The 26083-nt window shown below is 68.1% G+C and carries 22 protein-coding genes and 3 tRNA genes; 3 read left to right on the top strand and 22 right to left on the bottom strand.

All coding sequences use genetic code 11. The features are described 5' to 3' along the window. Position 1: 1 nt before the first annotated feature. The 11 genes from JHW41_RS08005 to thrS form a co-directional block, all read right to left on the bottom strand. Positions 2–187 (bottom strand): hypothetical protein, encoded by a 186-nt coding sequence (locus JHW41_RS08005; RefSeq protein WP_250449559.1) that lies wholly within the window; start codon positions 185–187, stop codon positions 2–4. 265 nt (positions 188–452) lie between these two features. Next, positions 453–529: transfer RNA gene (locus JHW41_RS08000), tRNA-Pro, on the bottom strand. A 118-nt stretch (positions 530–647) separates the two neighbouring features. After that, positions 648–1004: a MerR family transcriptional regulator gene (locus tag JHW41_RS07995; protein WP_057948383.1), complete on the bottom strand. Its 357-nt coding sequence runs from the start codon at positions 1002–1004 to the stop codon at positions 648–650. After that, the gene (locus JHW41_RS07990; protein WP_036101930.1) at positions 985–1299 is read right to left on the bottom strand and encodes an integration host factor subunit alpha; all 315 of its coding nucleotides are present in this window, start codon (positions 1297–1299) and stop codon (positions 985–987) included. The genes JHW41_RS07995 and JHW41_RS07990 overlap by 20 nt, the downstream gene beginning before the upstream one ends. A gap of 45 nt (positions 1300–1344) precedes the next feature. Then, positions 1345–3738, bottom strand: coding sequence for a phenylalanine--tRNA ligase subunit beta (gene pheT, locus JHW41_RS07985; RefSeq protein WP_250449558.1), 2394 nt, complete (start codon positions 3736–3738; stop codon positions 1345–1347). A 134-nt stretch (positions 3739–3872) separates the two neighbouring features. Next, the gene (pheS, locus tag JHW41_RS07980) at positions 3873–4898 is read right to left on the bottom strand and encodes a phenylalanine--tRNA ligase subunit alpha (RefSeq protein WP_250449557.1); all 1026 of its coding nucleotides are present in this window, start codon (positions 4896–4898) and stop codon (positions 3873–3875) included. Positions 4899–4914: 16 nt separating this feature from the next. Then, positions 4915–5343 carry a hypothetical protein gene (locus JHW41_RS07975; RefSeq protein ID WP_250449556.1) on the bottom strand — a complete coding sequence of 143 codons (429 nt, stop codon included), beginning with the start codon at positions 5341–5343 and terminating at the stop codon, positions 4915–4917. A gap of 145 nt (positions 5344–5488) precedes the next feature. Beyond that, positions 5489–5848, bottom strand: coding sequence for a 50S ribosomal protein L20 (gene rplT / locus JHW41_RS07970; RefSeq protein ID WP_057948387.1), 360 nt, complete (start codon positions 5846–5848; stop codon positions 5489–5491). A 12-nt stretch (positions 5849–5860) separates the two neighbouring features. Beyond that, positions 5861–6058: a 50S ribosomal protein L35 gene (gene rpmI / locus JHW41_RS07965; protein WP_027083463.1), complete on the bottom strand. Its 198-nt coding sequence runs from the start codon at positions 6056–6058 to the stop codon at positions 5861–5863. Positions 6059–6350: 292 nt separating this feature from the next. Then, positions 6351–6884 (bottom strand): translation initiation factor IF-3, encoded by a 534-nt coding sequence (gene infC / locus JHW41_RS07960; RefSeq protein WP_394541351.1) that lies wholly within the window; start codon positions 6882–6884, stop codon positions 6351–6353. A 93-nt stretch (positions 6885–6977) separates the two neighbouring features. Further along, on the bottom strand, positions 6978–8876 hold the full coding sequence (gene thrS, locus JHW41_RS07955; RefSeq protein WP_250449554.1) for a threonine--tRNA ligase: 1899 nt from the start codon (positions 8874–8876) through the stop codon (positions 6978–6980). A gap of 661 nt (positions 8877–9537) precedes the next feature. Between thrS and JHW41_RS07950 the strand changes: the two genes are divergently transcribed. Both JHW41_RS07950 and JHW41_RS07945 read left to right on the top strand, forming a co-directional pair. Next, positions 9538–11400 (top strand): ABCB family ABC transporter ATP-binding protein/permease, encoded by a 1863-nt coding sequence (locus tag JHW41_RS07950; protein WP_250449553.1) that lies wholly within the window; start codon positions 9538–9540, stop codon positions 11398–11400. 11 nt (positions 11401–11411) lie between these two features. Further along, the gene (locus JHW41_RS07945) at positions 11412–12539 is read left to right on the top strand and encodes an MvdC/MvdD family ATP grasp protein (RefSeq protein WP_250449552.1); all 1128 of its coding nucleotides are present in this window, start codon (positions 11412–11414) and stop codon (positions 12537–12539) included. Between the two features lie 120 nt (positions 12540–12659). On the opposite strand, the gene JHW41_RS07940 is transcribed toward JHW41_RS07945, so the two are convergent. The 9 genes from JHW41_RS07940 to JHW41_RS07900 form a co-directional block, all read right to left on the bottom strand. Next, positions 12660–12821 (bottom strand): hypothetical protein, encoded by a 162-nt coding sequence (locus JHW41_RS07940; RefSeq protein ID WP_157490410.1) that lies wholly within the window; start codon positions 12819–12821, stop codon positions 12660–12662. Positions 12822–13275: 454 nt separating this feature from the next. Next, positions 13276–13350, bottom strand: a tRNA-Val gene (locus tag JHW41_RS07935). A 158-nt stretch (positions 13351–13508) separates the two neighbouring features. After that, entirely contained in the window at positions 13509–15539 is a 2031-nt protein-coding gene (gene uvrB / locus JHW41_RS07930; protein WP_078997903.1) for an excinuclease ABC subunit UvrB, read from the bottom strand. A 166-nt stretch (positions 15540–15705) separates the two neighbouring features. After that, positions 15706–16170, bottom strand: coding sequence for a type IV pilin protein (locus JHW41_RS07925; protein WP_078997904.1), 465 nt, complete (start codon positions 16168–16170; stop codon positions 15706–15708). Positions 16171–16190: 20 nt separating this feature from the next. Continuing rightward, positions 16191–20780, bottom strand: a complete 4590-nt coding sequence (locus tag JHW41_RS07920) for a pilus assembly protein (RefSeq protein WP_250449551.1) — start codon at positions 20778–20780, stop codon at positions 16191–16193. Between the two features lie 33 nt (positions 20781–20813). Then, positions 20814–21311 (bottom strand): pilus assembly PilX family protein, encoded by a 498-nt coding sequence (locus JHW41_RS07915; protein ID WP_231736142.1) that lies wholly within the window; start codon positions 21309–21311, stop codon positions 20814–20816. Positions 21312–21324: 13 nt separating this feature from the next. Further along, entirely contained in the window at positions 21325–22524 is a 1200-nt protein-coding gene (locus JHW41_RS07910; RefSeq protein WP_250449550.1) for a PilW family protein, read from the bottom strand. Further along, positions 22521–23030 carry a type IV pilus modification protein PilV gene (pilV, locus tag JHW41_RS07905; protein ID WP_078997905.1) on the bottom strand — a complete coding sequence of 170 codons (510 nt, stop codon included), beginning with the start codon at positions 23028–23030 and terminating at the stop codon, positions 22521–22523. Before pilV ends, JHW41_RS07910 begins: the two co-directional genes overlap by 4 nt. Further along, positions 23027–23557, bottom strand: coding sequence for a GspH/FimT family pseudopilin (locus JHW41_RS07900; protein WP_158229892.1), 531 nt, complete (start codon positions 23555–23557; stop codon positions 23027–23029). The genes pilV and JHW41_RS07900 overlap by 4 nt, the downstream gene beginning before the upstream one ends. Positions 23558–23799: 242 nt before the next feature. On the opposite strand from JHW41_RS07900, the gene JHW41_RS07895 reads away from it, so the two are divergent. Next, positions 23800–24336 (top strand): GspH/FimT family protein, encoded by a 537-nt coding sequence (locus JHW41_RS07895; RefSeq protein WP_250449549.1) that lies wholly within the window; start codon positions 23800–23802, stop codon positions 24334–24336. 135 nt (positions 24337–24471) lie between these two features. Here JHW41_RS07895 and JHW41_RS07890 read toward each other — a convergent pair. Both JHW41_RS07890 and ppnN read right to left on the bottom strand, forming a co-directional pair. Further along, positions 24472–24548 (bottom strand) — tRNA-Asn (locus tag JHW41_RS07890). A gap of 91 nt (positions 24549–24639) precedes the next feature. Continuing rightward, entirely contained in the window at positions 24640–26022 is a 1383-nt protein-coding gene (gene ppnN, locus JHW41_RS07885; protein ID WP_250449548.1) for a nucleotide 5'-monophosphate nucleosidase PpnN, read from the bottom strand. Positions 26023–26083 lie beyond the last annotated feature (61 nt).

Here is a 26083-nt window from a genome sequence, read left to right as displayed (position 1 = left end):
CTCAGCCGGCCGCCCCCGGCGCGCCCCGCCCGAACACCTCGTAGATCCGCCGCAGCAACGCCGGCGTGTCGTCGAACACCTCATGGCGCAGACGCAGGCCGGCGTCTTCGCGGGTCCAGAACTTGAGCACCCAGCCGTTGTCGGTGCGCTCGAATTCGCCGGTGCGTTCCAAAGGCGTCGGGGTCATCGCGGCTTCCTCGCAGCGCCGGCATCGGGCCCCGCCGGTTCGGGGACGCGGCCTTCGGGCCGGTTCGGCCATGATCGCGCGCGGGCTTCGCAGGGGCTGCGATGCGGGCTCGGCAGCCGGAACCCTGCAGAACTGCTGAGCGGCTGAGCGGCTGAGCGGCTGAGCGGAAAGCATCGAGCCTGAAAGCCCCGCCACCCAAAAACCCAGGCGCCGGAAACGAAAAACCCCGGCGTTCGCCAGGGTCTCGGTACTGCGTTTCGCAAGATGGTCGGGACAGCCGGATTTGAACCGACGACCCTCTGCCCCCCAGGCAGATGCGCTACCAGGCTGCGCTATGCCCCGACGTCGCTTGCAAAGATCCGCTCATGCGAGCGGGCGGCAAGTATAGCCGCTTGTGGCTGCAATGGGGAACCGGACGCCCGCGGCGAACCGCGGCTTTTCCTTCCCCGTTCCCGCCCTTTCAGCGCCGCAGCAGCTGCAGCACTTCTTCCAGTTCCATTCGCACCTGCTTGACGATCTGCGAGGACAGCGCCGATTCGTCCTTCGCCGCCTCGCCTTCCAGGCGCAGGCGCGCGCCGCCGATGGTGTAGCCCTGTTCGTACAGCAGGCCGCGGATCTGCCGCACCATCAGCACTTCGTGGCGCTGGTAATAACGGCGGTTGCCGCGGCGCTTGACCGGGTTGAGGGTGGGAAACTCGGTCTCCCAATACCGCAGCACGTGCGGCTTGACGTCGCACAGCTCGCTGACCTCACCGATGGTGAAGTAGCGCTTGGCCGGAATCGGCGGAAGTTCGCGGTTACTGCCCGGATCCAGCATGTTCGCCTCCGCTGTACGCCTCGACCCGCTCCTTGAGCTTCTGGCCCGGGCGGAAGGTCACCACCGTGCGCGCGGAAATCGGAATCTCCTCGCCGGTCTTCGGATTGCGGCCCGGGCGCTGGTTCTTGCGGCGCAGATCGAAGTTGCCGAAACCCGACAGCTTGACCTGGCGCCCCTGCTCCAACGCTTCGCGCAACGCATCGAAGAACGCGTCGACGAACTCCTTGGCTTCGCGCTTGTTCAGTCCGACTTCGTCGAACAGACGCTCCGCCATTTCCGCTTTGGTAAGTGCCATGGTGACCTCTGAATAACGTCCGGACCGTGACGGCCGCGCGAGGCGTCAGGCGCGCAGCCTGGCACCGTGTTCGCGCTCCACCGCGGCGGTCACTTCGGCCACCACGGCATCCACGTCCCGGTCGGTCAGGGTGCGCGATTCATCCTGCAGAATCAAGCCCATAGCGAGACTCTTGAATCCGGTTTCCACGCCCTTGCCCTGGTAGCGGTCGAACAGCACCAACTCGCGCAGGCTGGGCCCGGCGGCGGCCTGGACGGTGGCCTGAATGGCCGCCCACGGCACCGTATCGGCGACGATGAACGCGCGATCGCGGCGCACCGACGGGTACTTGGACTGCGCCCCGGCCTTGGCGATGGCGCGTTCGACCAATCCGCCCAGATCCAGTTCGAAGGCGACGACCTCCACGTCCAGATCCAGCGCGCGCTGCAGGCGCGGATGCAGCTGGCCGATCCAGCCCAGCCGCAGCACGCGGCCGCCGTCCACGCGCCAGACGTCGGCGCTGCGGCCCGGATGCGCCCACGCCGGCGCGCTCGGGCGGTACTCCAGGCGCGCGCCGGCCGCGGCGGCAAGGCTGTCGAGATCGCCGCGCAGGTCGTGGAAGCCGACCGGCTGCGCCGCCCGCCCCCACTGCTCGGCGCGGGCGTCGCCGCAGACCGCGGCGGCGATGCGCTGGGTCTCCAGCGGCGCCCCGGCCGCGGCGTGGAACACGTTGCCCAGCTCGAACAGGCGCACCCGATCCTGCTGGCGCGCGGCGTTGCGCGCGAGCGCGGCGACCAGCCCCGGCAGCAGCATCGTGCGCATCACCCCGAGCTCGGCGCTGAGCGGGTTGGCCAGCGCCACCGCGCCCTCGCCCGCCTGCCACAGCTGCAGCCAGGCGGCGTCGACGAAGGCGTAGTTGACCGCTTCCAGGTAGTCGCGCGCGGCCATCTGCCGGCGCACCGTCGGCGCGTCGACGCGGGTCTCGCTCGGCGCGATCAGGCGCGAGGCGCCGCCCGGCAGCGTGGTCGGGATGCGGTCGTAGCCGTGGATGCGGGCGATCTCTTCGATCAGGTCCTCTTCGATGGCGATGTCGAAGCGGCGGCTCGGCGCGGTCACGCTCCAGCCGTCGTCGCTGCGCTCCACCGCCAGGCCCAGGGCCTGCAGGATGCGTTCGACTTCGGCGTCGGCCACGCTCAGGCCGAGCACGCGCGCCAGCCGCGCGCGGCGCAGCGCCACCGGCCGCGGCTGCGGCAGGTGCTCGGGCAGCGCCGATTCGGTCAGCGGACCGGCGGCGCCGCCGGCGATGTCGAGGATCAACCGGGTCGCGTACTCGATCGCGGTGCGCGGCAGCTCCGGATCGACGCCGCGCTCGAAGCGGTGGCCGGCGTCGGTGTGCAGGCCGAGCTTGCGGCCGCGGCCGATGATCGCGGCCGGGGCGAAGTGCGCGGCCTCCAGGAACACGTTGCGGGTGGCGTCGGTGACGCGGCTGTCGTAGCCGCCCATGACGCCGCCGAGCGCGACCACGCGCTGGGCCGCGCCGGCGCCGTCGGTGATGACGATGAACTGCTCGTCCAGCGCCACTTCCTGCGCGTTGAGCAGTTGCGTCGCCTCGCCCTTGCGCGCGCGGCGCGCGCCGACCGGGCCGGCCAGGGTGTCGCGGTCGAAGGCGTGCATCGGCTGGCCGATTTCCAGCATCACGTACTGGGTCACGTCGACCAGGAACGACACCGGGCGCACGCCGCTGCGGCGCAGGCGCTCGGCCATCCACACCGGCGTCGGCGCGGTCGCGTCGACGCCCTCGATCACCCGGCCGCAGTAGCGCGGCACGTCGGCGCCGGCGTCGAGCTCGACCGCCAGGGCCGAGTCGATCGTCGCCGCCACCGGCTCGATCGCCAGCGGCGCGACCGCGCTGCCGGTCGCGGCGGCGACGTCGTAGGCGATGCCGCGCACGCTGAAGCAGTCGGCGCGGTTCGGGGTCAGCTTGATCTCGATGCTGGCGTCGGGCAGGCCCAGGTACTGCGCCAGCGGCTGGCCGACCGGCGCGTCGGCCGGCAGTTCCAGCAGGCCGGACGCGTCGGCGTCGATGCCCAGTTCCTTGGCCGAACACAGCATGCCGAAGGATTCCACGCCGCGCAGCTTGGCGGCCTTGATCGCCATGCCGCCGGGCAGACTCGCGCCGACCGTGGCCAACGGCGCGATCAAGCCGGCGCGCGCGTTCGGCGCGCCGCACACGATCTGCACCGTGCCGCTGCCGGTATCGACCGAGCACACCTGCAGGCGGTCGGCTTCCGGATGCTTTTCGGCGCTGACGATGCGCGCGACGACGACGCCGTCGAGCGCCGCGCCGAGCGCGGTCACTTCTTCCACTTCCAGCCCGATCGCGGTCAGGGTCGCGGCGAGCTCATCGCGCGTGGCGGCGGTCGGGACGTGCTGGCGGAGCCAGTTTTCGCTGAATTTCATGGGGATGGACCGGGAATCGGGAATGGGGGAATCGAGCGGCGGACGGATGGCGCGCAAACGGGGCGCGCAAACGGGGCGGGCCGGCGGAACCGGGGCGCTCGCGCTTGCGATCGCCCGCTCCCCGGCCCCCTGCCTCAGGCGAACTGCCTGAGGAAGCGCACGTCGTTCTCGAAGAAGCTGCGCAGGTCGTCGACGCCGTAACGCAGCATGGTCAGCCGCTCCACGCCCATGCCGAAGGCGTAGCCGGTGTAGCGCTCCGGGTCGATGCCGACGTTGCGCAGCACGTTCGGGTGGACCATGCCGCAGCCCAGCACTTCCAGCCAGCGGGTGCTGCCGTCGGCCTGCTGCCAGGCGATGTCGACCTCCGCCGAGGGCTCGGTGAAGGGGAAATAGCTCGGGCGGAAGCGCATCTCGAAATCGCGCTCGAAGAACGCGCGCACGAATTCGGCCAGGGTGCCCTTGAGGTCGGCGAAGCTGGAATGCTCGTCGATCAGCAGGCCTTCGCACTGGTGGAACATCGGCGTGTGGGTCTGGTCGCTGTCGCTGCGGTAGACCTTGCCCAGCGCGATCATGCGCAGCGGCGGCCCGCTCTTATCGGCAACGGCCTGCAGCATGTAGCGCACCTGCATGCCCGAGGTGTGGGTGCGCAGCAGGCGGGCGACGCCGGCGCTGTCCGCCGGGAAATAGAAGGTGTCGTGCATCGCCCGCGCCGGATGGTGCGGCGGGAAGTTGAGCGCTTCGAAGTTGTGCCAGTCGTCCTCGATCTCCGGGCCGTCGGCCAGTTCGAAGCCGAGCCGGCCGAAGATGTCGGCCATGCGCTCCATCGTGCGGCTGACCGGATGCAGGCCGCCGCGCGCGGCGTCGATGCCCGGCAGGGTCACGTCGATGGTTTCCGCGGCCAGGCGCGCGTCGAGCGCGGCATCGTCGAGCGCGCTCTTGCGCCGGGCCAGCGCATCGGTCAGCGCGTCGCGCGCCTTGTTGATCGCCTCGCCGGCGGCCTTGCGTTCGTCCGCCGGCAGCGCGCCGAGCTGCTTGAGCTGGGCGGTGACGCTGCCGGACTTGCCGAGCAGCGACACGCGCAGCGCCTCGATGGCCTCGGGGGAATCCGCCGCCGCGATCTCGGCCAGCGCGTGCTGGGTCAGTTGCTCGATCTGCGCCATGTGCTCAAGGTTCCTTTCACTTGCCTTGCGTTGAATTGCCTCGCGATCGCCGGCCGCGGAGCTCGTCCGCCCAGGTCCGCGCCTGTTCGCTGCCCGCCTCGACCGACTGCCGGGCCGCCTCGTCGCAGTTCGCCGCCGATGCCGGCTCGCCGGTCGCGACCGTCGCGTTGAGCGCCACCCCGAGCAGCTTCTGCGGCGAAACCCGCTTCTCCAGCTTCTTGAGGATCGCGGCGACGTCGTCGTCGAGCTGCCGGGTGCGCGCTTCGTCGAGCACCGTGCACTGCTCGTTGCGGCCCTTGGCCAGCATCACCTCGGCGAAGCGCTGCAGGTTCTCGGTTTCCTCGGCCGCCTTGTCGCGCGCCGCGGCGACCGTCGCCCCCGCCATGCCGCCCAACAACGCCAGCGCGCACACGCCGGACCGGCCGTAACTGGAAATTCCTTTCATCGCATCCTCCTGGGTGGGTCCGACGGCCCGATGTCGCGGGCCCAGAAACGACAATGGGGAAGGACTCGCGCCCTTCCCCATGCCTTGTGGTTCCTCTTTCAAAAGTCCGCACATGGATGTGCGGGCTCTTGCGGAGGGACCCGCATCAAGCCGCGAGCGCGCTCTTCGCCTTCTCTGCCAGAGCCGCAAAACCCTTCGCGTCGTGCACGGCGATGTCCGCCAGCACCTTGCGGTCGAGGGTGATGCCGGCCTTCAGCAGGCCGTTGATAAATCGGCTGTAGCTCATGCCGTTGATGCGGGCCGCCGCATTGATGCGGGTGATCCACAGCGAACGGAAATTGCGCTTCTTCTGCTTGCGACCGATGTAGGCGTACTGCAGGGCCTTCGTCACCGCCTGCTTGGCGACGCGGAAGACCTTGCGGCGGGCGTTGTAGTAGCCCTTGGCCTGCTTCAGGATTTTCTTGTGACGGCGACGCGCCGTAACACCACGCTTAACTCGTGCCATTTTTCAGTCTCCTCACAAATACGGAAGCATGCGGTCCAGACGGCCCGCGTCCTCGGCACGAACATGGTTCGTCTGCCGCAGGTTGCGCTTCCGCTTGGTCGCCTTCTTGGTGAGGATGTGGCTCTTGTTGGCGTGGCCGCACTTGTACTTGCCGGAAGCGGTCTTCCGGAAGCGCTTGGCCGCCGCCCGATTGGTCTTGATCTTGGGCATTGCGATGTCCTTTCGGATGGTTTTATGTCACTGGCCTGGGCGGTGGCTGGGCACGGCATGCGTGCGGCCACTCTTTCCGTCCTGCCCTTGCCGGCTTGTAAGTCGCTGATTTACAAAGAATCTACGACAGGTCCGTGCATCTGCATACAACAAACCCGGCGAACCGGGCCGCATAGTATGCGGGCTGGAGGCCGGGCTTGCAAATATCTTCAGGCAAATCAGGGGATTGGGAGCCGCGCTCCCACCCCGACCGCGTCCGCGACCCTTCCCCGGCGACGGGGAAGGACCCGGCTCAGGTCTTCTTCTTGGGCGCGATCATCATGACCATCTGCCGCCCTTCCAGGCGCGGACGCGACTCGACCACGATGTCCTCGCCCAGGTCGGCCTCGATCCGCGCCGCCATCTCGCGACCGAGCTCCTGGTGGCTCATCTCGCGGCCGCGGAAGCGGATGTTGACCTTGACCTTGTCGCCCTCTTCCAGGAAACGGCGCATGTTGCGCAGCTTGATCTGGTAGTCGCCCTCGTCGGTGACCGGACGGAACTTGAGTTCCTTGATCTCGACCTGCTTCTGCTTCTTCTTGGCCTCGTTGGCCTTTTTCTGCTGCTCGAAGCGGAACTTGCCGAAATCCATGATCTTGCAGACCGGCGGATCGGCGTTGGGCTGGATTTCGACCAGATCCAGGGCTTCCTCTTCGGCCATGCGCAGCGCTTCGTCGCGCGTGAGCACGCCGATCATCTCGCCGTCGCTGCCGATCACGCGCACGCGCGGGACGCGGATTTCCTGGTTCTTTCGATTCGGCTTCTCAGGGGTACTGATTGTTGCAATCTCCAATAAAAACGCGATGTTACGCGCCTGGGGCCGTCCCGGCCTGACCGGGACGGAGGTTGTGACGCTGCGCGCGGGCGGCGGCCGGCCGGGTCAGGCTCGCTCGCTCATAAGACGCGAAGCGAACTCGGCGACGGTCATCGTCCCCAGGTCCTCCCCACCCCGCGTACGCACTGCGATCGTGCCGGTCTCCTTCTCGCGGTCGCCGGCCACGAGCAGGTACGGCACGCGCTGCAGCGTGTGCTCGCGAATCTTACGGCCGATTTTTTCGTTTCGCAAATCGGCCTCGACCCGGAACCCTTGATTTGCAAGGAGTTTCCTGACCTCTTCCACATAATCGCCCTGGGCATCGGTGATATTGAGCACCGCCGCCTGGACCGGCGCCAGCCAGGCCGGGAACTGGCCGGCGTGGTGTTCGATCAGGATGCCGATGAAACGCTCCATCGAGCCGACGATGGCCCGGTGCAGCATCACCGGCGTGCGCCGCTGGCTGTTTTCGTCGACGTATTCCGCGCCCAGGCGGCCCGGCATCATGAAGTCGACCTGCATCGTGCCGAGCTGCCAGGTGCGGCCGATCGCGTCCTTCAAGTGGTATTCGATCTTCGGGCCGTAGAACGCGCCCTCGCCCGGCAGTTCCTGCCATTCCACGTTGCACGCGGCCAACGCGCTGCGCAGCGCGCCTTCGGCCTTGTCCCAGGTGGCGTCGTCGCCGAGGCGCGAATCCGGGCGCAGCGCGATCTTGATCTGGATGTCCTCGAAACCGAAATCGGCGTACACCGCCAGCGCCTGCTGGTGGAACGCGGTCACTTCGGCTTCGATCTGGTCTTCCAGGCAGAAGATGTGGCCGTCGTCCTGGGTGAAGCCGCGCACGCGCAGGATGCCGTGCAGCGCGCCGGACGGCTCGTTGCGATGGCAGGCGCCGAATTCGCCGTAACGGATCGGCAAGTCGCGATAGCTGTGCAGGCCCTGGTTGAACACCTGCACGTGGCCCGGGCAGTTCATCGGCTTGATCGCGTAGGTGCGCTTCTCCGACTCGGTGAAGAACATGTTTTCCTGGTAGTTGTCCCAGTGGCCGGACTTCTGCCACAGCGACACGTCGAGGATCTGCGGGCAGCGCACTTCGCCGTAGCCGCTGTCGCGGTAGACCTTGCGCATGTACTGCTCGACCACCTGCCAGATCGACCAGCCCTTCGGGTGCCAGAACACCAGGCCCGGCGCTTCTTCCTGCAGGTGGAACAGGTCCTGCTGCTTGCCGATCTTGCGGTGGTCGCGCTTCTCGGCCTCTTCCATGCGCTGGATGTAGGCGGCGAGCTGCTTCTTGTCGGCCCAGGCGGTGCCGTAGATGCGCTGCAGCTGTTCGTTCTTGGAATCGCCGCGCCAGTACGCGCCGGAGATGCGGGTCAGCTTGAACGCCTTGAGGAAGCGCGTGTTGGGCACGTGCGGGCCGCGGCACATGTCCACGTATTCCTCGTGGTAGTACAGGCCCATCGCCTTCTCGTCGGGCATGTCCTCGACCAGGCGCAGCTTGTAGTCCTCGCCGCGCGACTGGAACACCGCGACCACTTCGTCGCGCGGCGTGACCTTCTTGATCACGTCGTAGTCCTTGTCGATCAGCTCGATCATGCGCGCTTCGATCGCGGCCATGTCGTCCGGGGTGAACGGGCGCTCGTACCAGATGTCGTAGTAGAAGCCTTCCTCGATGACCGGGCCGATCACCATCTTCGCGGTCGGGTACAGCTGCTTGACCGCGTGGCCGACCAGGTGGGCGCAGGAGTGGCGGATGATCTCGACGCCTTCGGGGTCCTTCGGCGTGATGATGCGCAGCTTGGCGTCGTGGTCGATGCGGTCGCTGGCGTCGACCAGCTTGCCGTCGACTTCGCCGGCGACGGTGGCCTTGGCCAGGCCGGCGCCGATCGAGGCGGCGACGTCCATGACGGAAACGGGGTGGTCGAATTCGCGGCGGCTGCCGTCGGGGAGGGTAATGGCGATCATGGCTTCGTGGTTCGCAGGGCGTGGGTCGGAGGCGCCGGCGCGCGCGGCCGGGTTGCGGCGCGACGGGCGCGGACGGAGTCGCGGCGGGCGCCGCGCCTACAAGGGGGGGTGGTCGAAGAATCCGGCGACCGGACAAGAAAAAAGCGCCGCGAGGGCGCCTGCGTGAGCGGGGCCTGCGCGGGGATCAGCGGTGGGCGCGGGTAGTGTCCATGTCGCACGCTCGGCCGGCGCGTTGGCGCGGGCCACCTGGGGCTCTCGGGAGGGCGCGGCCGGATGCCGCGTCGCAGGCGCTAATAGTTGGGGACGCGGCGGGGGCAAGTCAACCGTTCGCCGCCGTCGGATTTGGCAGGTCCGGTGCGTCAGGGACCGCGACGGGCCGCACACGGAAAGCGCGCGGCATTGCGTTAATGTGGATGCATCAAGGACGCCATCTGCGTGGGGACGTGATGGGAATCAGGGAAGCCGGACGCGCCTGGCGCAACCGCGCGGCGGCGATGCCGGCATCGATATCCGGCCGCGGCGCGGCCGTTTACGGCGAGGTCGGGCACGACCGGGCGGGCCGGGATCGGGCCAGCTTCAATCAGAGCGCCTTCGATCGGGCCGCCGTCGATCAGACCACCTTCGATCGGGCCGCTTTCGGCCGAACCGCTCCCGGCCCACGATGAGCGACGACACGCCCGCCCCCTCCCCCGCCGCGCCGACCGCCAGCGCCTCCGCCTTCGCGGTGCTGCGGCGCCTGGCGCCGACCGTATGGCATTACCGCGGCCGGCTCGTCGCCGGCCTGCTGCTGGTGCTGGGCACCAAGGCGACCCTGGTCGGGCTGCCGCTGGTGCTCAAGGAGCTGATCGACGCGCTCGACCTCAAGCCGACCCCGCTGACCGTGCCGGCCGCGCTGCTGATGGCCTACGGCGCGCTGCGGCTGGCCTCCTCGGTGCTGCAGGAGTTGCGCAACGTGGTGTTCGCGCGGGTGATGGCGCGCAGTTCGCGCGAGGTCGCGCTGCGGGTGTTCGAGCACCTGCACGCGCTGAGCCTGCGCTTCCACCTGGACCGCCGCACCGGCGCGGTCGGCCGCGACCTGGAGCGCGGCATGGGTTCGATCTCCGAGCTGCTCGACACCGTGCTGTACATGGTCGTGCCGACCCTGGTCGAACTGGCGCTGATCGTCGCGATCCTGGTCGCCGGCTACGACCTGTCGTTCGCCGCGATCACCCTGGTCACGCTGGCGCTGTACATGGCGTTCACCTACCGCATGACCGAGTGGCGGCTGCGCTGGTACCGGGAGATGAACGAGGCCAACACCGAGGCCAGCGCCGGCTCGGTCGATTCGCTGCTGAACTACGAGACGGTCAAGTACTTCAACAACGAGGCCTTCGAGACCGAGCGCTTCGACCGCCGCCTGCGCACGCTGGAGGACAGCGCGGTACGCAGCCTGAAGGCGGCCTCGCTGATGGGCATCGGCCAGTCGGCGCTGATCGCCCTGGGCCTGACGGCGCTGCTGTGGCGCGCCACCGACGGCGTGGTCGAAGGGCGCATGAGCCTGGGCGACCTGGTCCTGGTCAACGCCTACCTGCTGCAACTGGCCGCGCCGATGAGCTACCTCGGCGTGGTCTACCGCGAAGGCAAGCAGATGCTGGCCAACCTGGAGCGCATGTTCGCCCTGCTCGACGAGCCGGTGGAGGTGGTCGACCGTCCCGGCGCGCCGGCGCTGCGGGTCGGCGGCGGCGAGGTCCGGTTCGAGAACGTGTCGTTCCGCTACGGCGAGCGCGAGATCCTCGCCGGCATCGACCTGGTCATTCCCAGCGGCCATACCGTGGCGGTGGTCGGCAGCACCGGCGCGGGCAAGTCGACCCTGGCGCGGCTGCTGTACCGCCACTACGACCCCGACGGCGGGCGGGTCACCGTCGACGGCCAGGACCTGCGCGAGGTGACCGCCGACTCGCTGCGCCGGCGCATCGGCGTGGTTCCGCAGGACACCGTGTTGTTCAACGAATCGCTGTACTACAACATCGCCTACGGCCGCCCCGACGCCAGCCGCGAGGAAGTGCTGGAGGCCGCGCGCGCCGCGCGCATCCACGACTTCATCCAGACCCTGCCGCAGGGCTACGACACCGGCGTCGGCGAGCGCGGGCTCAAGCTCTCCGGCGGCGAGAAGCAGCGCATCGCCATCGCCCGCACCCTGCTCAAGCGGCCGGCGATCCTGATCTTCGACGAGGCCACCTCGGCGCTGGACGCGCAGACCGAAGGCGAGATCCAGCGCGAGCTGCGCCAGGCCGCGCAGGGCCGCACCGCGCTGGTGATCGCCCATCGCCTGTCGACCGTGGTCGACGCCGACCAGATCGTGGTGCTGGAAGCCGGCCGCATCGCCGAACGCGGCGACCACGCCGAACTGCTCGCCGCCGGCGGCCGCTACGCCGCGCTGTGGGCGATGCAGCAACGCCGCCCGCCCGGCCTCGCGCCCGCGGCCGGCGACGACGGCGCGCCGCGGGCCCGGCACGCCGACGAACACCCCGCCCTTACCGACTGAAGGAAACCCGCATGACGACATTGATTGTCTCCGACCCCTGGGACATCCACGCCAGATCGGTGGCCTGGGCGCTGGAGAACGAAGGCGAGCGCGTGCACGTGTGGTACACCCACGACTATCCGCAAAAACACGGCGTCAGCCTGCGCACCGGCGGCGGCCCCGCGGCGGTGTCGCTGTATTGCCTGCGCCACGAGCGCGCCTTCGACACCGCCGACGTCGATACGGTGTGGCTGCGCCGCTGGTACCAGCCCGAGCCCTCGGCCCAGCTGCATCCGGCCGACATCCGCTTCTCGCAGCTGGAATCCACCGAGTTCGTGCGCGCCACGATCAACCTGCTCGAAGCCCAGCGCGAGCGTTTCTGGATCAACCCGATCCAGGCCAAGGCGCTGGCCGACCGCAAGGCGGTGCAACTGCACCACGCCGCCGCGGTCGGCCTGGACACGCCGCCGACGCTGATCTCGAACGATCCCGAGGCGATCCGCGCGTTCTACCGCGAGCACGGAGGCCGCGCGATCTACAAGCCGATCACCGCGGCGGCCTGGATCAGCGAAGGAGAAGAAAAGGTGCGCGGCACCTTCACCACGCCGCTGACCGAGCAACTGCTGCGCGAGGACGCCGCGCTGTCGAACGCGCCCGGCATCTACCAACCGTTGCTGGACAAGGCCTACGAGCTGCGGGTGACGGTGATGGGACGCACCGCGATCGCCGCGCGCCTGCATTCCCAGCGCGACGGCGACTACCTCACCGACTGGCGCGCGAACGAATTCGACGAACGCATGGGCTGCGAGCGCTACGCCCTGCCCGAGGCGGTGCAGGCGCGCTGCCTGCAGGTCATGGCGCGGCTGGGACTGGTGTTCGGCTGCATCGACATCGTGGTCACCCGCGACGGCCGCTACGTGTTCCTGGAAGTCAACGAGATGGGCCAGTTCATGTGGCTGGAGGCGATCAATCCCGGCCTGCAGCTGATGGACTGCGCGGTCGAATTCATCCGCAGCCGCGACCCGGCCTTCGTCTACGACTGGCGCGAACCGGTCTACCGCTACCGCGACTACTGGGAATCGCGCGGCGAACGCGGCGAGGCCGAGCCGGACGCGCGGCGCCACGTGCCGCTGCCGCAGGTGTTCCAGATGCGCGAGTGAGCGCCCGGCCGCGCCCGCGCGGCCGCGCACGAACGAACGGGCCGGGAGGCGACGCCTCCCGGCCCGTTTTGTTTCGCGTAGTCCGGCGTACCGGGTCGCGCCCGGCAGGCGCGTACCGGATTACGGGATCTGGTCGCCGTTGTCGGCGAAATCGATCTCGTTGAACGGGCTGGTGCGGCGATAGGTCGTCGCGGCCACGAACGCGGCATTCTGCTCGGCGCCTTCCATCTGCTCGGATTCGATCGCGACCATGCGGCCGATCAGGCGGGTCTGTTCGCTCATAACCTACTACTCCGTTAGCAAGGCGGCGGATCGCCGCCATCCGAAGATAGGAAGCCGCGTTCGCAGGCGGCAAGACGCCCGCACCTGTCAATTGTTCCAGCACGAACCGGTACGTCCTAAAAAAGCGCGACGGGGCAAGCAGTTAGCCACAACGAAAGCACCCAATCCGCAAGCCAAACTCGGCAAAGAAAGCCACCTCAATGCTTGCCGACCGTGAAGAAAAAGTGACGGTCGTTGAGGGCTGCGCGAACGGTGGCCGCGGCCGCGAAAATCCCTGGTTTGCGGGAAAAAACGCGAGCCCCGGGCGGGACCTCGGGCGGCACGCGGCGGCGGCCCGGTGGACGACGCGGCGACGGCACACCGCTTCGGGACCGCCGCGGACCGCAGCGACCGGACCCGGCCGCGCACAGAAAAACGGCGAAGCCCGAGGGGCTCCGCCGTTCGCGTTCCGAATTGGTGGGCGATACAGGGTTCGAACCTGTGACCCCTACCATGTCAAGGTAGTGCTCTACCGCTGAGCTAATCGCCCGTCGCCGAATTTTGCGTGAAGCTCCCCGGCGAAGGGAGCGCAGTCTAGCCCAGAGCCCGGCGCGGGACAAGCGTTTTTTGCGCCGCCGCATCCGTTGCGGCCGTCCTCTCGCCCCGCCGCCGCACGCCGGCGGCGAACCAGCGGCGAACCCCGGCGGATCAGGCGCCGAAGCCGGCATCCTTGAGCTGGCGCAGTTGGTCGCGCACCGCCGCGGCCTGCTCGAACTCCAGGTCGCGCGCGTGCTGGTACATCTGCTGCTCGAGCTGCTTGATCCGGGCCGCGAACTGGGCCGGCGACAGCGCCGCGTACTCGGCCTGCTCCTCCGCCACCCGCCGCGCCTTGCCGCGCGCCTTGAGCGCCTCGGGATCGACCCGCGCGCCTTCCATGATGTCGACCACCGCCTTGGCCACCGACTTGGGCACGATGCCGTGCTGCTCGTTGTACTCGACCTGCTTCTGCCGGCGCCGGTCGGTCTCGTCGATCGCCTTCTGCATCGAGTTGGTGATGCGGTCGGCGTAGAGGATCGCCTTGCCGCGCAGGTTGCGCGCGGCGCGGCCGATGGTCTGGATCAGCGAGCCGGCCGAGCGCAGGAAGCCTTCCTTGTCGGCGTCGAGGATCGCCACCAGCGACACCTCGGGCATGTCCAGGCCCTCGCGCAGCAGGTTGATGCCGACCAGCACGTCGAACTTGCCCAGGCGCAGGTCGCGGATGATCTCCACGCGCTCGACCGTGTCCACGTCCGAGTGCAGGTAGCGCACCTTGACCCCGTGCTCGCCGAGGTACTCGGTGAGGTTCTCGGCCATGCGCTTGGTCAAGGTGGTGATCAGCACGCGGTCGCCGATGGCGACGCGCTCGCGGATCTCGCCGAGGACGTCGTCGACCTGGGTCGCGACCGGACGGATCTCGACTTGCGGGTCGACCAGGCCGGTCGGGCGCACCACCAGCTCGGTGATCTGGTCCTCGGACTTGCGCAGCTCGTACGGGCCCGGCGTGGCCGAGACGAAGATCGATCGCGGCGAGCGCCCTTCCCACTCCTCGAAGCGCAGCGGCCGGTTGTCCAGCGCCGAGGGCATGCGGAAGCCGAACTCGACCAACGTCTCCTTGCGCGAGCGGTCGCCCTTGTACATCGCGCCGATCTGCGGAACGGTCACGTGCGACTCGTCGACCACCAGCAGCGCGTCGGGCGGCAGGTAGTCGAACAGGCACGGCGGCGGCTCGCCGGGCATGTGCCCGCTGAGGTGGCGCGAGTAGTTCTCGATGCCGTTGCAGTAGCCGACCTCGGCCAGCATCTCCAGGTCGAACTGGGTGCGCTGGGCCAGTCGCTGGGCCTCGACCAGCTTGTTGTTGGCGTACAGGTACTCCAGGCGCTCGCGCAGTTCGGCCTTGATCGTCTCGATCGCGTCGAGCACGGTGCGGCGCGTGGTGACGTAATGCGAGCCGGGATAGATCGTGTAGCGCGGGACTTTCTCCAAGCTTTCGCCGGTCAGGGGATCGAAGATCGTGAGGTTCTCGATCTCGCCGTCGAACAGTTCGATCCGCAGCGCCTGGGCGTCGCTTTCGGCCGGGTGCACGTCGATGACCTCGCCGCGCACGCGGTAGGTGGCGCGGCGCAGTTCGGTGTCGTTGCGGGTGTACTGCATCTCGGTCAGGCGGCGGATCAGCTCGCGCTGGTCGATGCGCTCGCCGCGGACCATGTGCAGGACCATGCGGAAGTATTCGTTCGGGTCGCCCAGGCCGTAGATCGCCGAGACCGTGCACACGATCAGCGCGTCGCGACGCTCGAGCAGGGCCTTGGTCGCCGACAGCCGCATCTGCTCGATGTGCTCGTTGACCGAGCTGTCCTTCTCGATGAAGGTGTCGCTCGACGGGACGTAGGCCTCGGGCTGGTAGTAGTCGTAGTAGCTGACGAAGTATTCGACCGCGTTGTGCGGGAAGAACGCCTTGAACTCGCCGTACAGCTGCGCCGCCAGGGTCTTGTTCGGCGCCATCACCAGGGTCGGCTTCTGCACCCGCTCGACCACGTTGGCGATGGTGTAGGTCTTGCCCGAGCCGGTGACGCCGAGCAAGGTCTGGTGGGCCAGGCCGTTGTCGAAGCCGGCCGTCAGCCGTTCGATCGCCTGCGGCTGGTCGCCGGCGGGCTGGTACGGAGCCACCAGTCGGAAACCGCTGGGAGCGCTGGAATCGTTCATCGGGGCCGGTCGCGAAGTCGGGGGGAGGCCCGAACCAGATGGGGACGGTGCGGGCGACTTTCCAGCTTACCTCACCGCGCCGGCACGCTCTGGCGGCCGCCAAAACGCCGATGCCCGCCCCGCGGCGGCGGGACGGGCATCGGCGGCACAGGCGATGGCGCGGGATTTACCAGCAGTCGGTACGGCTGGAGCTGGTGCCCCTTTTCCCGGTCGCATCGATGGTCAGGTTCTTGCACGCGTCGCTGGCCTGGTCGCCTTGGGCGGTCGCGGTCAGGGTGAAGGTACTGGCGGCGGTGTCGGCGCCGGCATCGCGGGTGATCACATAGAACGCCTGGGCGCGCGGCTTGGTGCGCGGCGAGTAGTCCATGTTGTCGGTCTTGACCCTGGCGAAGAAGCCGGCATAGCTGTTGTTGGCCGTATACCAGCGTTCGGCGAGCTGGGTCAGTTCGGCCAGATCGGCCTTGGCCTGGGCCCGGCGCGACTTGCGCACCGAGTCGGTATAGGCCGGATACGCGATGGCGACCAGGATGCCGACGATCGTCACGGCGATCATCAACTCGATCAGGGTGAAGCCCCGGACCCTGCGAGGCAGGGTCCGGTGGCGCGGCGCGGAAGCGGCAGTGCGGGTCATGACGTATGTCCTGGCAAGAATCAGCGGACCTGGCGCCACGACTGGCGGCCGCAGGGACGGGGCAGGTACAGCGGATCGGCGCCGGCCGCGGTCAGCACCAAGGTGCACTGCTGGGCCTGCAGTTGCCCGCGCAGCTTGTCGGCGGTGCATTCGACGCCGGTGCAGTTGATGATGTCGCGCTGCTTCGGCTGCGGCAGCAGCAGGTTGGTGTTGCGCGTGGGCGGAGAGCGGTCTTCGCCGTTGTTGAGCGACAGGCCGCCGGTCTGCGAGGTGCCGACCGAAGCGCCGCCCGGCGAGGTCGCCACGCCTTCCATCGCCGCGCCGCCGGTCAACACGTTCATGCCGTACAGCCAGTTGACGCCGAGCGGATTGCAGATCTCGCCGGTGGGCTCGTAACTGGTGAAGAACACCCGGCCGTTCTGCAGGCGCGGCGTGCCGATGAAACGTTCGCCCTTGCCGTTGCCGTCGACGACCAGGTCGACGAACCAGCCGCGCTTCTCCGGATAGTTGACCGCGTTGCGGGTGATGTTGCGGGTGCTGTAGACGCCCGACATGCCGCCGGAGGTGATGGTCTGCTGCACCATCGGCCAGGACGCGCGGCTGCTGCTGGGAATCGCGCTGCCCAGGTTGTCCCAGATGCCGTACAGCGACTGCACCTTGGTCGAGGTGATGTTGTCGCCCTTGGCGAAGTACTGGCCCGTGCCGAAGAACAGGGTCACGCCGCCGCCCGGGCCGCGCGAGGCTTCGATCGCGCCGGTGATCGGCTGGCCGTTGCCGTTCGGGTCGCGCGCGGTGAACAGCGGCGCGCCCGAGTAGGCGATGCTCCACGCGGACGCGGTGGCGTTGGACAGGTCGTACTTCCAGACATTGCCCTGCATGTCGCCGCCGTAGACCGTGTCGGCCAGGCCGTCGGTGTTGTTCAGGCCGACCGCGACGATGTTCATCAGGCCGTTGCGGGTGGCGTAGCCGGCGCCGGTCGGCTTGATCTGGCGCAGCACGTCGCCGGTCTTGATGTCGACGACGAACAGCACCGGCGCGCCGGAGTTCGAATTGACGCCGTTGCCGAAGATCGCCACCCACTTCGGGCCGGTCGCGGTCGAGATCGGCGCGATGGTCGCCTTGCCGAGCACGTGGCCCAGGTCGGGCAGCTGGTCGCCGCTGATCTCCCACAGTACGTTCGCGGGCTTGAAGCCGTTGGTCTGGTCGGCGCTGGTCACGTCCAGCGCCGAGATCGAACGCCCGCCCGCGCCCATCGCCGCGATCAGCACGGTGCGCCAGTCGCCCGCGGCGTTGAACGCCACGTCGCCGCTGGTCAGCGCGCCGTCCAGGTAGTACTGGTGCGTGTAGTCGGGATTGGCCAGCTGGCCCATCTTGCGCAGCGACTGCGACGGGATGTACGCGAACATCTCGGTGCCGCCGGTCGCGTCCGGCGTGGCGTCGATGCCGTGGACCATGCCGTCGTTGGCGCCGACGTAGACCATCGGCTTGCGCCCGGTCTGCCGCTTGGCCGCGAGATAGGTCTTGTACGAATCGCCCAGGTCCTTGCGCCAACCCGAGGTGGCCTTGTACGACCAGGTGCCGTAACCGTAGTCGGCGCGCAAGGTCACCGCTTCGGCGGCGGAATTGATGATGTCGCCGAAGTTGGTCGAGCGGGTGCGGAACGGCCCCTTGCTGGACTGCTCCTTCGACTTGGTGCCGCGCAGGTAGTTGACCACGTCGTCGCCGGTCACCGGGGCGGTGTCCCAGAAACGCCGGCCGCTGGTCAGGCCGAGCGCGTTGAAGCGCGCGTCGTCGTTGGCGCCGAGGTTGGTCGCGACGAAGTTCTTGGCCGCCACCGCGGTGGCGATGCCGGCCGTGTTGTAGGTGGTCGGCGCGGTCATCGCCGCGATGTTGCGCGCGGCCGGCAGCTTGGCCGCCGCGTCCCACAGCGGATTGGCGGTGTCGGTGACGCCGTTGGCGTCGATCTTCAACCCGCGCACGGTACCGGTCCAATCGTTGTTGCTGCCGATGTTGTAGCGCGCTTCGATCGTGAACGAGCCGTCGCTCAGGCGCGCGCCCGAGGTCGAGCTGTCGGTCGGGCGGTTGCCGTCGTTGGCGACGCTGTCGAAGATCTTGCGCAGCTCTTCCTTCAGGCGCGACGGATCGCGGGCGAGGAAGAAGTTGTCCGGGGTGCCGGCCACGCGCGAATCCCACTCGCCCGCGTCGGGCACGCCGTTGCCGTTGGCGTCCCTGAAGCTGCCGTACTTGGCGGCGTAGAACAGCGGGTTTTCCAGCAGCTTGGCGCCCGAGTTACCGAGCTTGTACTTGATCACCTGCGGCCGGCTCCAGCCGCCGGGCGCGTTGTCGGATTTGGTCAGCATGCTGCCGTCCTGGCCGCCCGGGCGCAGCGCCACGCGCTGCTGGCCGTCGTTGTTGGAACCGGTCACGCCGAAACCGGTGAGCATGGCGTTGCCGGCGTAGGCCGACAGGTTCTCGATGCGGACCAGCGCCTCGTCGGCGCCGACGGTCGGATTGCCGCCGGAGCACGCGGCCGACGGGGAGTTCCAGCAAATGTGCTGGCGCGTGTTGCTGAAATCGCCGCAGGAAGCGCCGACGCAGTACGTCATCAGCGAGACCACGTCGTTGTCGTGGTCGTTGCCCCACAGCGAGTCTTCCCACACCAGCGAGAAGCTGCCGGCCTTGCCGTCGTCGGCGAGCGGACGGCCGTAAGTGAACCTGCTGTTGGTCACCGACTTCTTGGTGCCGATGCCGACCGCACCGAGGAAGCAGCTGCGCCAATTGACGCTGCTCGCGGTCGCCCCGCCGCTGTCGTGAGCCTGGCAAAGCGGGGTCAGGGTGATCTTGCCGTTGCCGATCGGGATGTCGAACTTCGGCAGGTTCTCGGCCAGCGCCACGGCGAAGGTACGCGCCTTGACCGATTCGCTCGCCGGCTTGCCCGGCAGCCCCGGACGCTGATCGGTGGTCCAGGCCTTATGGGCCATGCCGGAGATCAGGTAACTGCCTTCCATCGACGGAATGTCGGGACACATGCCGCGCACCCGGCCGAGGCTGGGCACGGTCTTGGCGGTACACATGTCCTCGTAAGTGTTGACGCTCTTGCCGACGTTCAACTCGGCGGCGTTGGCCACCACGCGGCCGACCACGTAGCTGCCGTCGTTTATTTTTTCGTTTGCGCCGAGCGCATCGGTCGCCGTCACCGCGGCGTCGCGCATATTGCCCAGCTCATCGCTGTCGAACGAGCTCAGGCCGGTCGACAGCACCAGGATGTTGCACTTGGCGCAATAGCTGTTGCCGCCCGAATCCGGCGTACGGTAAGGATCGAGCCAGTTCGGCGCGGGCAACCCGGACAGGTCGGTGCCGGTGCCGAAATCGGCGCTCTTGGATTCGTTGCGGATGTAGCGCAGGGCCTCCGCGTACATCTCGCCGAGCGGGTTGCCCCACGCGCTGCAGTTCTGGCCGCTGCCGACCGTGCCGGGATTGTTGAGGAAGCCGTTGCCGACCGGCATGCCGTTTCGGTTCAGGATGCCCCAGGTGGTGCAATCCGACCAATAGCCGTTGTTCCACTTCTCCAGCTTGAAACGCTCGATGGTCTTCACCACGCTGCCGGCGGCGGCATCGGCCGTCGGGCAGAAAATCCCGGTGGTGGTGTCGACTTCGTCGCCGGGCTGGCAGACCTTGTCGGCGACGTTGCCGGCGAAGCGGCCGATGTTGCGGCGGAGCAAGCCGCCGGAGCGCGGCGCGGAGAAGCTGCCCGAGATCAGGCCGAAACGCACGCTGCCGTTCTCGCCGTAGGTCTGCAGCAGGCCGGTCGGCTTGTAGGTGGTCGCGGTGCCGCTGCCGTACTTCTGGCAGAAGCTTTCGCGCACCGCGTTGTTGGCCGGATTGCAGACCTCCACGCTCACGACGTAGTCGGTGGTCGAACTGGGGCTGTCCTGCTTGGCATCGTCGTTGGGCGCCTCGCTGTCGGTCGCGCACTGCAGCACCGAGGTCGAGGCCCATTCGCTCCAGTTGCCGCTGGCCACGCGCATCAGCGGCGAACCGCCGTTGCCCTTGGACATGTTGCAGAACGACTGCGTTCCGCTCAGCGGGGTGTACTTGTTGATGTCGCTTGCGCTATAGACCTTGACCCAGGCGTGCAGATCGTTCGGGATGTGCGCGCGGGTCAGCACCGTGGTCGTCGCGTTGTCGACCGAGCGCGAACCTCCGTACAGCACGTAACGGACGATATCCAAACGGCTCATCGTCACCCAGTTGAGGAAGTTGCCGCTCCACTGGCCGCTGCATTGGTGGTTGGTCGCCGCGCCGCTGGCCTTGAACTGGGTGCCGCTGCCGCTATAGCAAAGATCCGGGTCGAAGTAACCGGAATAAGAGAACTTGTTCTGATAGGTCGTATCCAGCAGACCGTCGCCGTCGAGGTCGGTGTAGTCGGCGTACGCCTTCATGAACAGCTGCTCGTCGCGCGACATCACCATCATCATCAGCGGCGGCTGCACGCCCTTGATGAACAGCGGCGCCTGCTCGATTTCGTAATCGGTGACGCCGGCGACGATGTCGTCGCCGCGGGACATCAGCACGCCGATGCCGAGCAACAGGCCAGCGATCTTGATCAAATGAGGAATTCGCATGGGAGTCTCTCGCCGCCGTCAGGGGATGAACACGGTGTCGATCACCGCGATCGAGGAGGCATTGGCATCGCGGTCGCCGCCGAGGGCGCTGACCTGGTAGATGTTGCTGGTCTCTTCGCTCTTGTTGTTGCCGACCTTGATGCTGGAGCCGGCGAAGCACTTGTCGATGCGCCGGGTGAAAACGTCCTTGCTGTTGGTGTTCTCGGCCGGGTCCGACCAGGTCATCGGGTCGAACGTCGGCGAGCACATTTCCTGGTTCGCCTCGTACACGCCGCTGCCGGCGAACAAGGTCTTCTGGATGTCCGACTCCTTGGCCCGGGCGACCTGTTCGGCGGCCTGGAACGCGGCGTTGACGTTGCTGTAGTTGGTCGACATGCGTTCCTGCAGGCCGCTGACCTTCATCCCGACCAAGCCGAGCAAGGCCAGCAGGATCAGCATGATCAGGGCGATGTAGAGCACCGCGCCGCGTTGGCGGCGGGGGGAACGGAGCGATCCGTGGCGCAGGCGGTTGTTCACGACGGAGTTCTCCTCAGTTCCCGTACAGGCGGTTGCGCATGGCGATCGTGGTTTCGTACACGGCGCGGTAGCGCGTATCGGTGGGCGGCGTGACCTGCACGCCGAGCAGGCGCGGCAACTCGGCCGGCGCGAGCGCGGCGGACGGGGTGTTGGCGCGGCTCAACAGCGCCACCTGGACCAGGCCGACGCGGCGCCACGGCACGGTCGACGCGCCGGTCTGGACCTTGTCGGCGACCATCTGGCTGGCGATGAAGCCGGTCGGCGGCAGCGCGCTGTTGGCCTGGCTGTCCATGCCGTAGATCAGCTGCATGTTCTCGATGCCGCGCACCAGTTCCTCGATCACCGGCGTCACCGCCGTGCCGTTCTTGGTCGCGCTGAAACGGGCGCGGAACAGCGCCGGGTTGCCGTCGGCGCGATAGGCGACGTAGAACACCTCCGACTCGGCGCGGTACAGCATCGCCTGGCCGGTGGTGAAGTTGTCGGTGATCATCGACGACTTGTTCAGGCCGGTCGCCGCGACCGACACCGTGACCTTGTTCGCCGAGGCCACGATGGCGCTGGCCTGGAACGCGGTCGCGCCGATGCAATCGGCCACGCCGAGGATCGCCGGCTCGGCGAGGCCGCTCGAGGCGATCACCTTGTCCCAACGGTCCTTCTCCACCGTCATCGTGGTCGTGGTGCCGGACGCGAAGGTTTCCAGCGGCACGCCTTCGGGCGAGAAGTAGCGCAGCACGACGACGTCGCTGCCGGCCGCCGGCGCGGGGCTGAGATTCTCGATGTAGGTCGGCAGCGCCGGCGAACCGGCCCAGGCGCCGCTGGTCGGCAGGGTCACCGAGCCGCCCGGCGCGGTCCCCTGGGCCTCGTAGCCCTGCACCGACACCTGGAACTGCAGCTGCGCCGCGGCCGCGGCGAACTGCGCTTCGGTCGGCTGGGTCTCGGCGACGAACGTGCTGCGAAAGCCGGCCGGATTGGTCAGGAACCGCGCCTGGTCGTTGACGCAGCCCTGGTGGCCGACCATGCGCAGGTCGCGCTGCATGTAATCGACCGCGAAGCGCGCGTTCTCCTGCACCCGGGCCAGTCCTTCGGACAGCTGGTACGCCGTGCGCGAAGCCGAAAACACCTGCAAAAGACCGAGCACCAGCATGGCGCCGATCGCCAGCGCGACCATCAACTCGATCAGCGACAGGCCGTGTTGAGCATGGGAAGTCTTCACAGTTCGGTCTTCACGTTGATCTTGCCGTTGTAGTAGCCGTCTTGCTTGCCGGCGGCGCCCTGCAGGTCGCTCCACGCGATTTCGATGCTGTATTCGTTGTTGCTGCGGCGGACGATCGCGTAGGCCTCGGGCCCCAGCGCGGCGCGCACCTGGCAGCGCCAACGGATCGCGTTCTCCTCGGTGGTGATCAGTCCGTCCTGGGTGGTGATCGGGCGCGTGCACTGCTTGCCGGTCACGCTGGCGAAGCTGTCCTTGGTCACGGTGTTCTCGAACTGCAGGGCCAGCGCGCGGTTGGCGCGGATCTGGTCGAGCAGGTCGTAGGCCAGGTTGGTGGCGCGGGTGCGGTAGTTGGCGCTCTGCGCGTAGCGCACGTTCAAGGTCTGCAGCATCGCCAGGCCGAGCAGGCCCAGGCCGAGCACCAGGACCGCGATCAGCACCTCGATCATCGAGAAGCCGCGCTGGTTGCGCGCGCGCGGAGCGCCGGCGCGACGGACGGTGACGATCATGGGCACTTGTCCTTTTCCATGGTGACCTGTCCGGTGGTCGACAGTTCGAACTTGCGCAGTTGGTTGGCGCCGCTGCGGCACGACACGGCCTTGAGCACGAAATCGCGCTTGCCGCCTTCGCTGAGCCGGCCGCGGTTGTCGAACTTCAATGCGGTGGTGCTGCCGCCGGCTGACGCGGTCGCGGTGAGGTCGACGTCGCGCACGCTCTCGGTGCGGCGCGGCCGCTCGTCGGCGTCGGCGACGGCGTTGTTGTTGAGATCGGTCCACACCAGCCAGCCGTCGTTCCACTGGCCGCCGCAGCTGGTGCCGTTGACGCTCGCGCACATGTAGCCGGTGCGGCCGCTGCGGATCGCCTCGCTGCGCGCCAGCGCCACCGAGGCGGAGAACTCGTTCGCCGCCGAGGTCACCCGGCTGGAACGCAGCGCGTCGGTGAAACTGGGCAGGGCCAGGCCGATCAGAACCGCGCCGATGGCGATCGTCACCAGCAGTTCGATAAGGGTGAAACCGGCAGTTCGCCGCCTGCTCATGGACGCGCGCTTCCCCATTCCAAGACGGCTCGGATGCTAACAGTCGGAATTACCTACAAAAGGTGCCATACCGACGAGCGGTCAGGCGGAGTCAGTCAGTGGTTTTTGAGCCTAGGAATAGTCCGACAGGCGTCACGGCTTAGCCCTACCGGCGGTCGCGCGCTGCGCCGCTGGCCGCGGACGCGCGCGGGCAGCCAAGCTTCCCAGACACGCAAGGATGCGCGCCCGCCAAGGAAAGGCTTATGCGAATCAAGACGTTGGACGCGTACGAATTCGTCGCCGCGTTCCTGCTCGCCAACCTGCTGAGCCTGTTGGTCAGCCCGGGGCCCAACGCCAGCTTCCACCACCTGTCGGCGCGATCCTTCGCCCAGGGGCTGGCCGGCCTGTACCGGCAGGCCGGCGAGCACGCGGCGCGCACCGGCTCGCCGGTGCTGCTGTGCCCGGTGCGCTGGATCTACTTCCACTGCCGCCAGCAGCTCGACTGGAGCCGCGGCCTGATGGCGTTCGCCGACCACAACCGCAATCGGATCTTCGATCCGGCCGACGAACTGCTGCGGCGCGAACTGCCCCTGCCCTCGCACCTGCGCCTGCGCGCGCTGCGCGGCCCGGTGCAGGTCCGTTTCGAAGCCGGCAGCGGCCGCGTTCTCGCCGACACGCCCTGGCTGCTGTGCGACCTGCGCAGCGTCCCCCGCGCCTGGGTGCTGCGACGCGATAGCGCAGGCGGATTCCAGGTCAGCGATGCCAATGCGGCGGACACTGCGCGCTGCCGCGACGAGTGAGCGCACGATGCGGCCGGCATGGAACCCGCGCGGGCGGCGCAGGATCGCCCTCGCTGCGAAAAGAACCCCGCAGGGCGGCGGCGCTTTCGCGCGCGCAAAAAAGAAGGCCGCGATCGCTCGCGGCCTTCTCGAATCTGGCGCCCGAAGTTGGACTCGAACCAACGACCCCCTGATTAACAGTCAAGTGCTCTAACCGGCTGAGCTATTCGGGCGGGGCTGCATATGATGCTGATTCAGCACCCCGGCGTCAACACTTCATGGGGATGAAGCTGCGTCGCCGCCGGAGCCCGCCATCATACCCGTTCAGGTCACCACGCGGTAGCAGGGACGGTACTCGCCGGCGATCTTCATGCGGCGCTGCTCGACGAACGCGCGCAGCAGCGCGTCCAGCGACTGCATCATGTCCGGGTCGCCGTGGATCTCGAACGGGCCGAACTCCTCGATCCGGCGCATGCCGTCTTCCTTGACGTTGCCGGCGACGATGCCGGAGAACGCGCGGCGCAGGTCCGCGGCCAGCTCGTGCGGCTTGCGGCCGTGGTGCAGGTCCAACGAGGCCATCGCCTCGTGGGTCGGCACGAACGGCTTCTGGAAGGTCAGCGGGATGTCGATCGACCAGTTGAAGAAGAACGAATCCTTGTGCTCGATCCGGTACTCGCGCACCTTGCGGATGCCCTGCGACATCGCCCGGGCCACGCGCTCGGGGTCGCCGACGATGATCTCGTAGCGCTGGGTCGCGACCTCGCCCAGGGTCAGGCGCAGGAACTTGTCGATCTGCTCGAAGTACGGCGCCGACGCGGTCGGGCCGGTCAGGATCAGCGGGAACGGCAGGCCGGCGTTCTCCTCGCGCAGCAGGATGCCGAGCAGGTACAGGATCTCCTCGGCGGTGCCGACGCCGCCGGGGAACACGATGATGCCGTGGCCCATGCGGACGAAGGCCTCCAGGCGCTTCTCGATGTCCGGCATGATCACCAGGTGGTTGACGATCGGGTTCGGCGATTCGGCGGCGATGATGCCCGGCTCGGTGATGCCGATGTAGCGCATCGCGCGGCGGCGCTGCTTGGCGTGGGCGATGGTCGCGCCCTTCATCGGGCCCTTCATCGCGCCCGGTCCGCAGCCGGTGCAGATGTCGAGGCCGCGCAGGCCCAGCTCGTAGCCGACCTGCTTGGTGTAGATGTACTCGTCGCGCGAGATCGAGTGGCCGCCCCAGCACACCACCAGGTTCGGATCGGCCGGGTGCAGGATGCGGGCGTTGCGCAGCAGGCCGAATACCGAGTCGGTGAGGCCGTCGCTGGACTCCAGGTCGCGGCCGCCGCCCTTGCCGAGCTCGATCGCGGTGTAGGCCAGGTCGCGGACCACCGCGAACAGCAGCTCGGCCACGCCGCGGATGATCTCGCCGTCGACGAAGGCCATCGCCGGCGCACGGGTCAGGTCGATGCGCATGCCGCGGTCCTGCTGGTGCACCTCGATGTCGAAATCGGGATACAGCTCGCGCGCGGCGCGCGGATCGTCGGAGGCGCTGCCGCTGGTCAGCACCGCCAGGGCGCAGCGGCGCAGCAGGTCGTGGATGCCGGTGGAGGCGTCGCGCAGGCGCGCGACCTCGTCGCGGGACAAGACGTCGAGCCCGCCCTTGGGGTAGATGCGGGCGTTGACCGTCGGCAGGACGGTCGCGTTGGGGGTTGCGGTCATTGCGTTTTTCTCGGCTTTTTCATCGATTCGTGGGGTGGGACTCTAGCAGTTCGGCCGCCGC

The sequence above is a fragment of the Lysobacter enzymogenes genome (genome assembly GCF_023617245.1).
Taxonomy (GTDB): Bacteria; Pseudomonadota; Gammaproteobacteria; order Xanthomonadales; family Xanthomonadaceae; genus Lysobacter; species Lysobacter yananisis.
This window is presented reverse-complemented; position numbering and strand designations above follow the sequence as displayed.

Coding starts and splice junctions, on each gene's coding strand:
- thrS (WP_250449554.1), bottom strand. CDS start 8,876: ATGATCGCCATTACCCTCCCCGACGGCAGCCGCCGCGAATTCGACCAC.
- JHW41_RS07940 (WP_157490410.1), bottom strand. CDS start 12,821: ATGAGCGAACAGACCCGCCTGATCGGCCGCATGGTCGCGATCGAATCC.
- rplT (WP_057948387.1), bottom strand. CDS start 5,848: ATGGCACGAGTTAAGCGTGGTGTTACGGCGCGTCGCCGTCACAAGAAA.
- pheT (WP_250449558.1), bottom strand. CDS start 3,738: ATGAAATTCAGCGAAAACTGGCTCCGCCAGCACGTCCCGACCGCCGCC.
- pheS (WP_250449557.1), bottom strand. CDS start 4,898: ATGGCGCAGATCGAGCAACTGACCCAGCACGCGCTGGCCGAGATCGCG.
- JHW41_RS07925 (WP_078997904.1), bottom strand. CDS start 16,170: ATGACCCGCACTGCCGCTTCCGCGCCGCGCCACCGGACCCTGCCTCGC.
- rpmI (WP_027083463.1), bottom strand. CDS start 6,058: ATGCCCAAGATCAAGACCAATCGGGCGGCGGCCAAGCGCTTCCGGAAG.
- ppnN (WP_250449548.1), bottom strand. CDS start 26,022: ATGACCGCAACCCCCAACGCGACCGTCCTGCCGACGGTCAACGCCCGC.
- JHW41_RS07895 (WP_250449549.1), top strand. CDS start 23,800: ATGCGAATCAAGACGTTGGACGCGTACGAATTCGTCGCCGCGTTCCTG.
- JHW41_RS07945 (WP_250449552.1), top strand. CDS start 11,412: ATGACGACATTGATTGTCTCCGACCCCTGGGACATCCACGCCAGATCG.
- uvrB (WP_078997903.1), bottom strand. CDS start 15,539: ATGAACGATTCCAGCGCTCCCAGCGGTTTCCGACTGGTGGCTCCGTAC.
- JHW41_RS07990 (WP_036101930.1), bottom strand. CDS start 1,299: ATGGCACTTACCAAAGCGGAAATGGCGGAGCGTCTGTTCGACGAAGTC.
- JHW41_RS07950 (WP_250449553.1), top strand. CDS start 9,538: ATGAGCGACGACACGCCCGCCCCCTCCCCCGCCGCGCCGACCGCCAGC.
- JHW41_RS08005 (WP_250449559.1), bottom strand. CDS start 187: ATGACCCCGACGCCTTTGGAACGCACCGGCGAATTCGAGCGCACCGAC.
- JHW41_RS07975 (WP_250449556.1), bottom strand. CDS start 5,343: ATGAAAGGAATTTCCAGTTACGGCCGGTCCGGCGTGTGCGCGCTGGCG.
- JHW41_RS07995 (WP_057948383.1), bottom strand. CDS start 1,004: ATGCTGGATCCGGGCAGTAACCGCGAACTTCCGCCGATTCCGGCCAAG.
- JHW41_RS07900 (WP_158229892.1), bottom strand. CDS start 23,557: ATGAGCAGGCGGCGAACTGCCGGTTTCACCCTTATCGAACTGCTGGTG.
- pilV (WP_078997905.1), bottom strand. CDS start 23,030: ATGATCGTCACCGTCCGTCGCGCCGGCGCTCCGCGCGCGCGCAACCAG.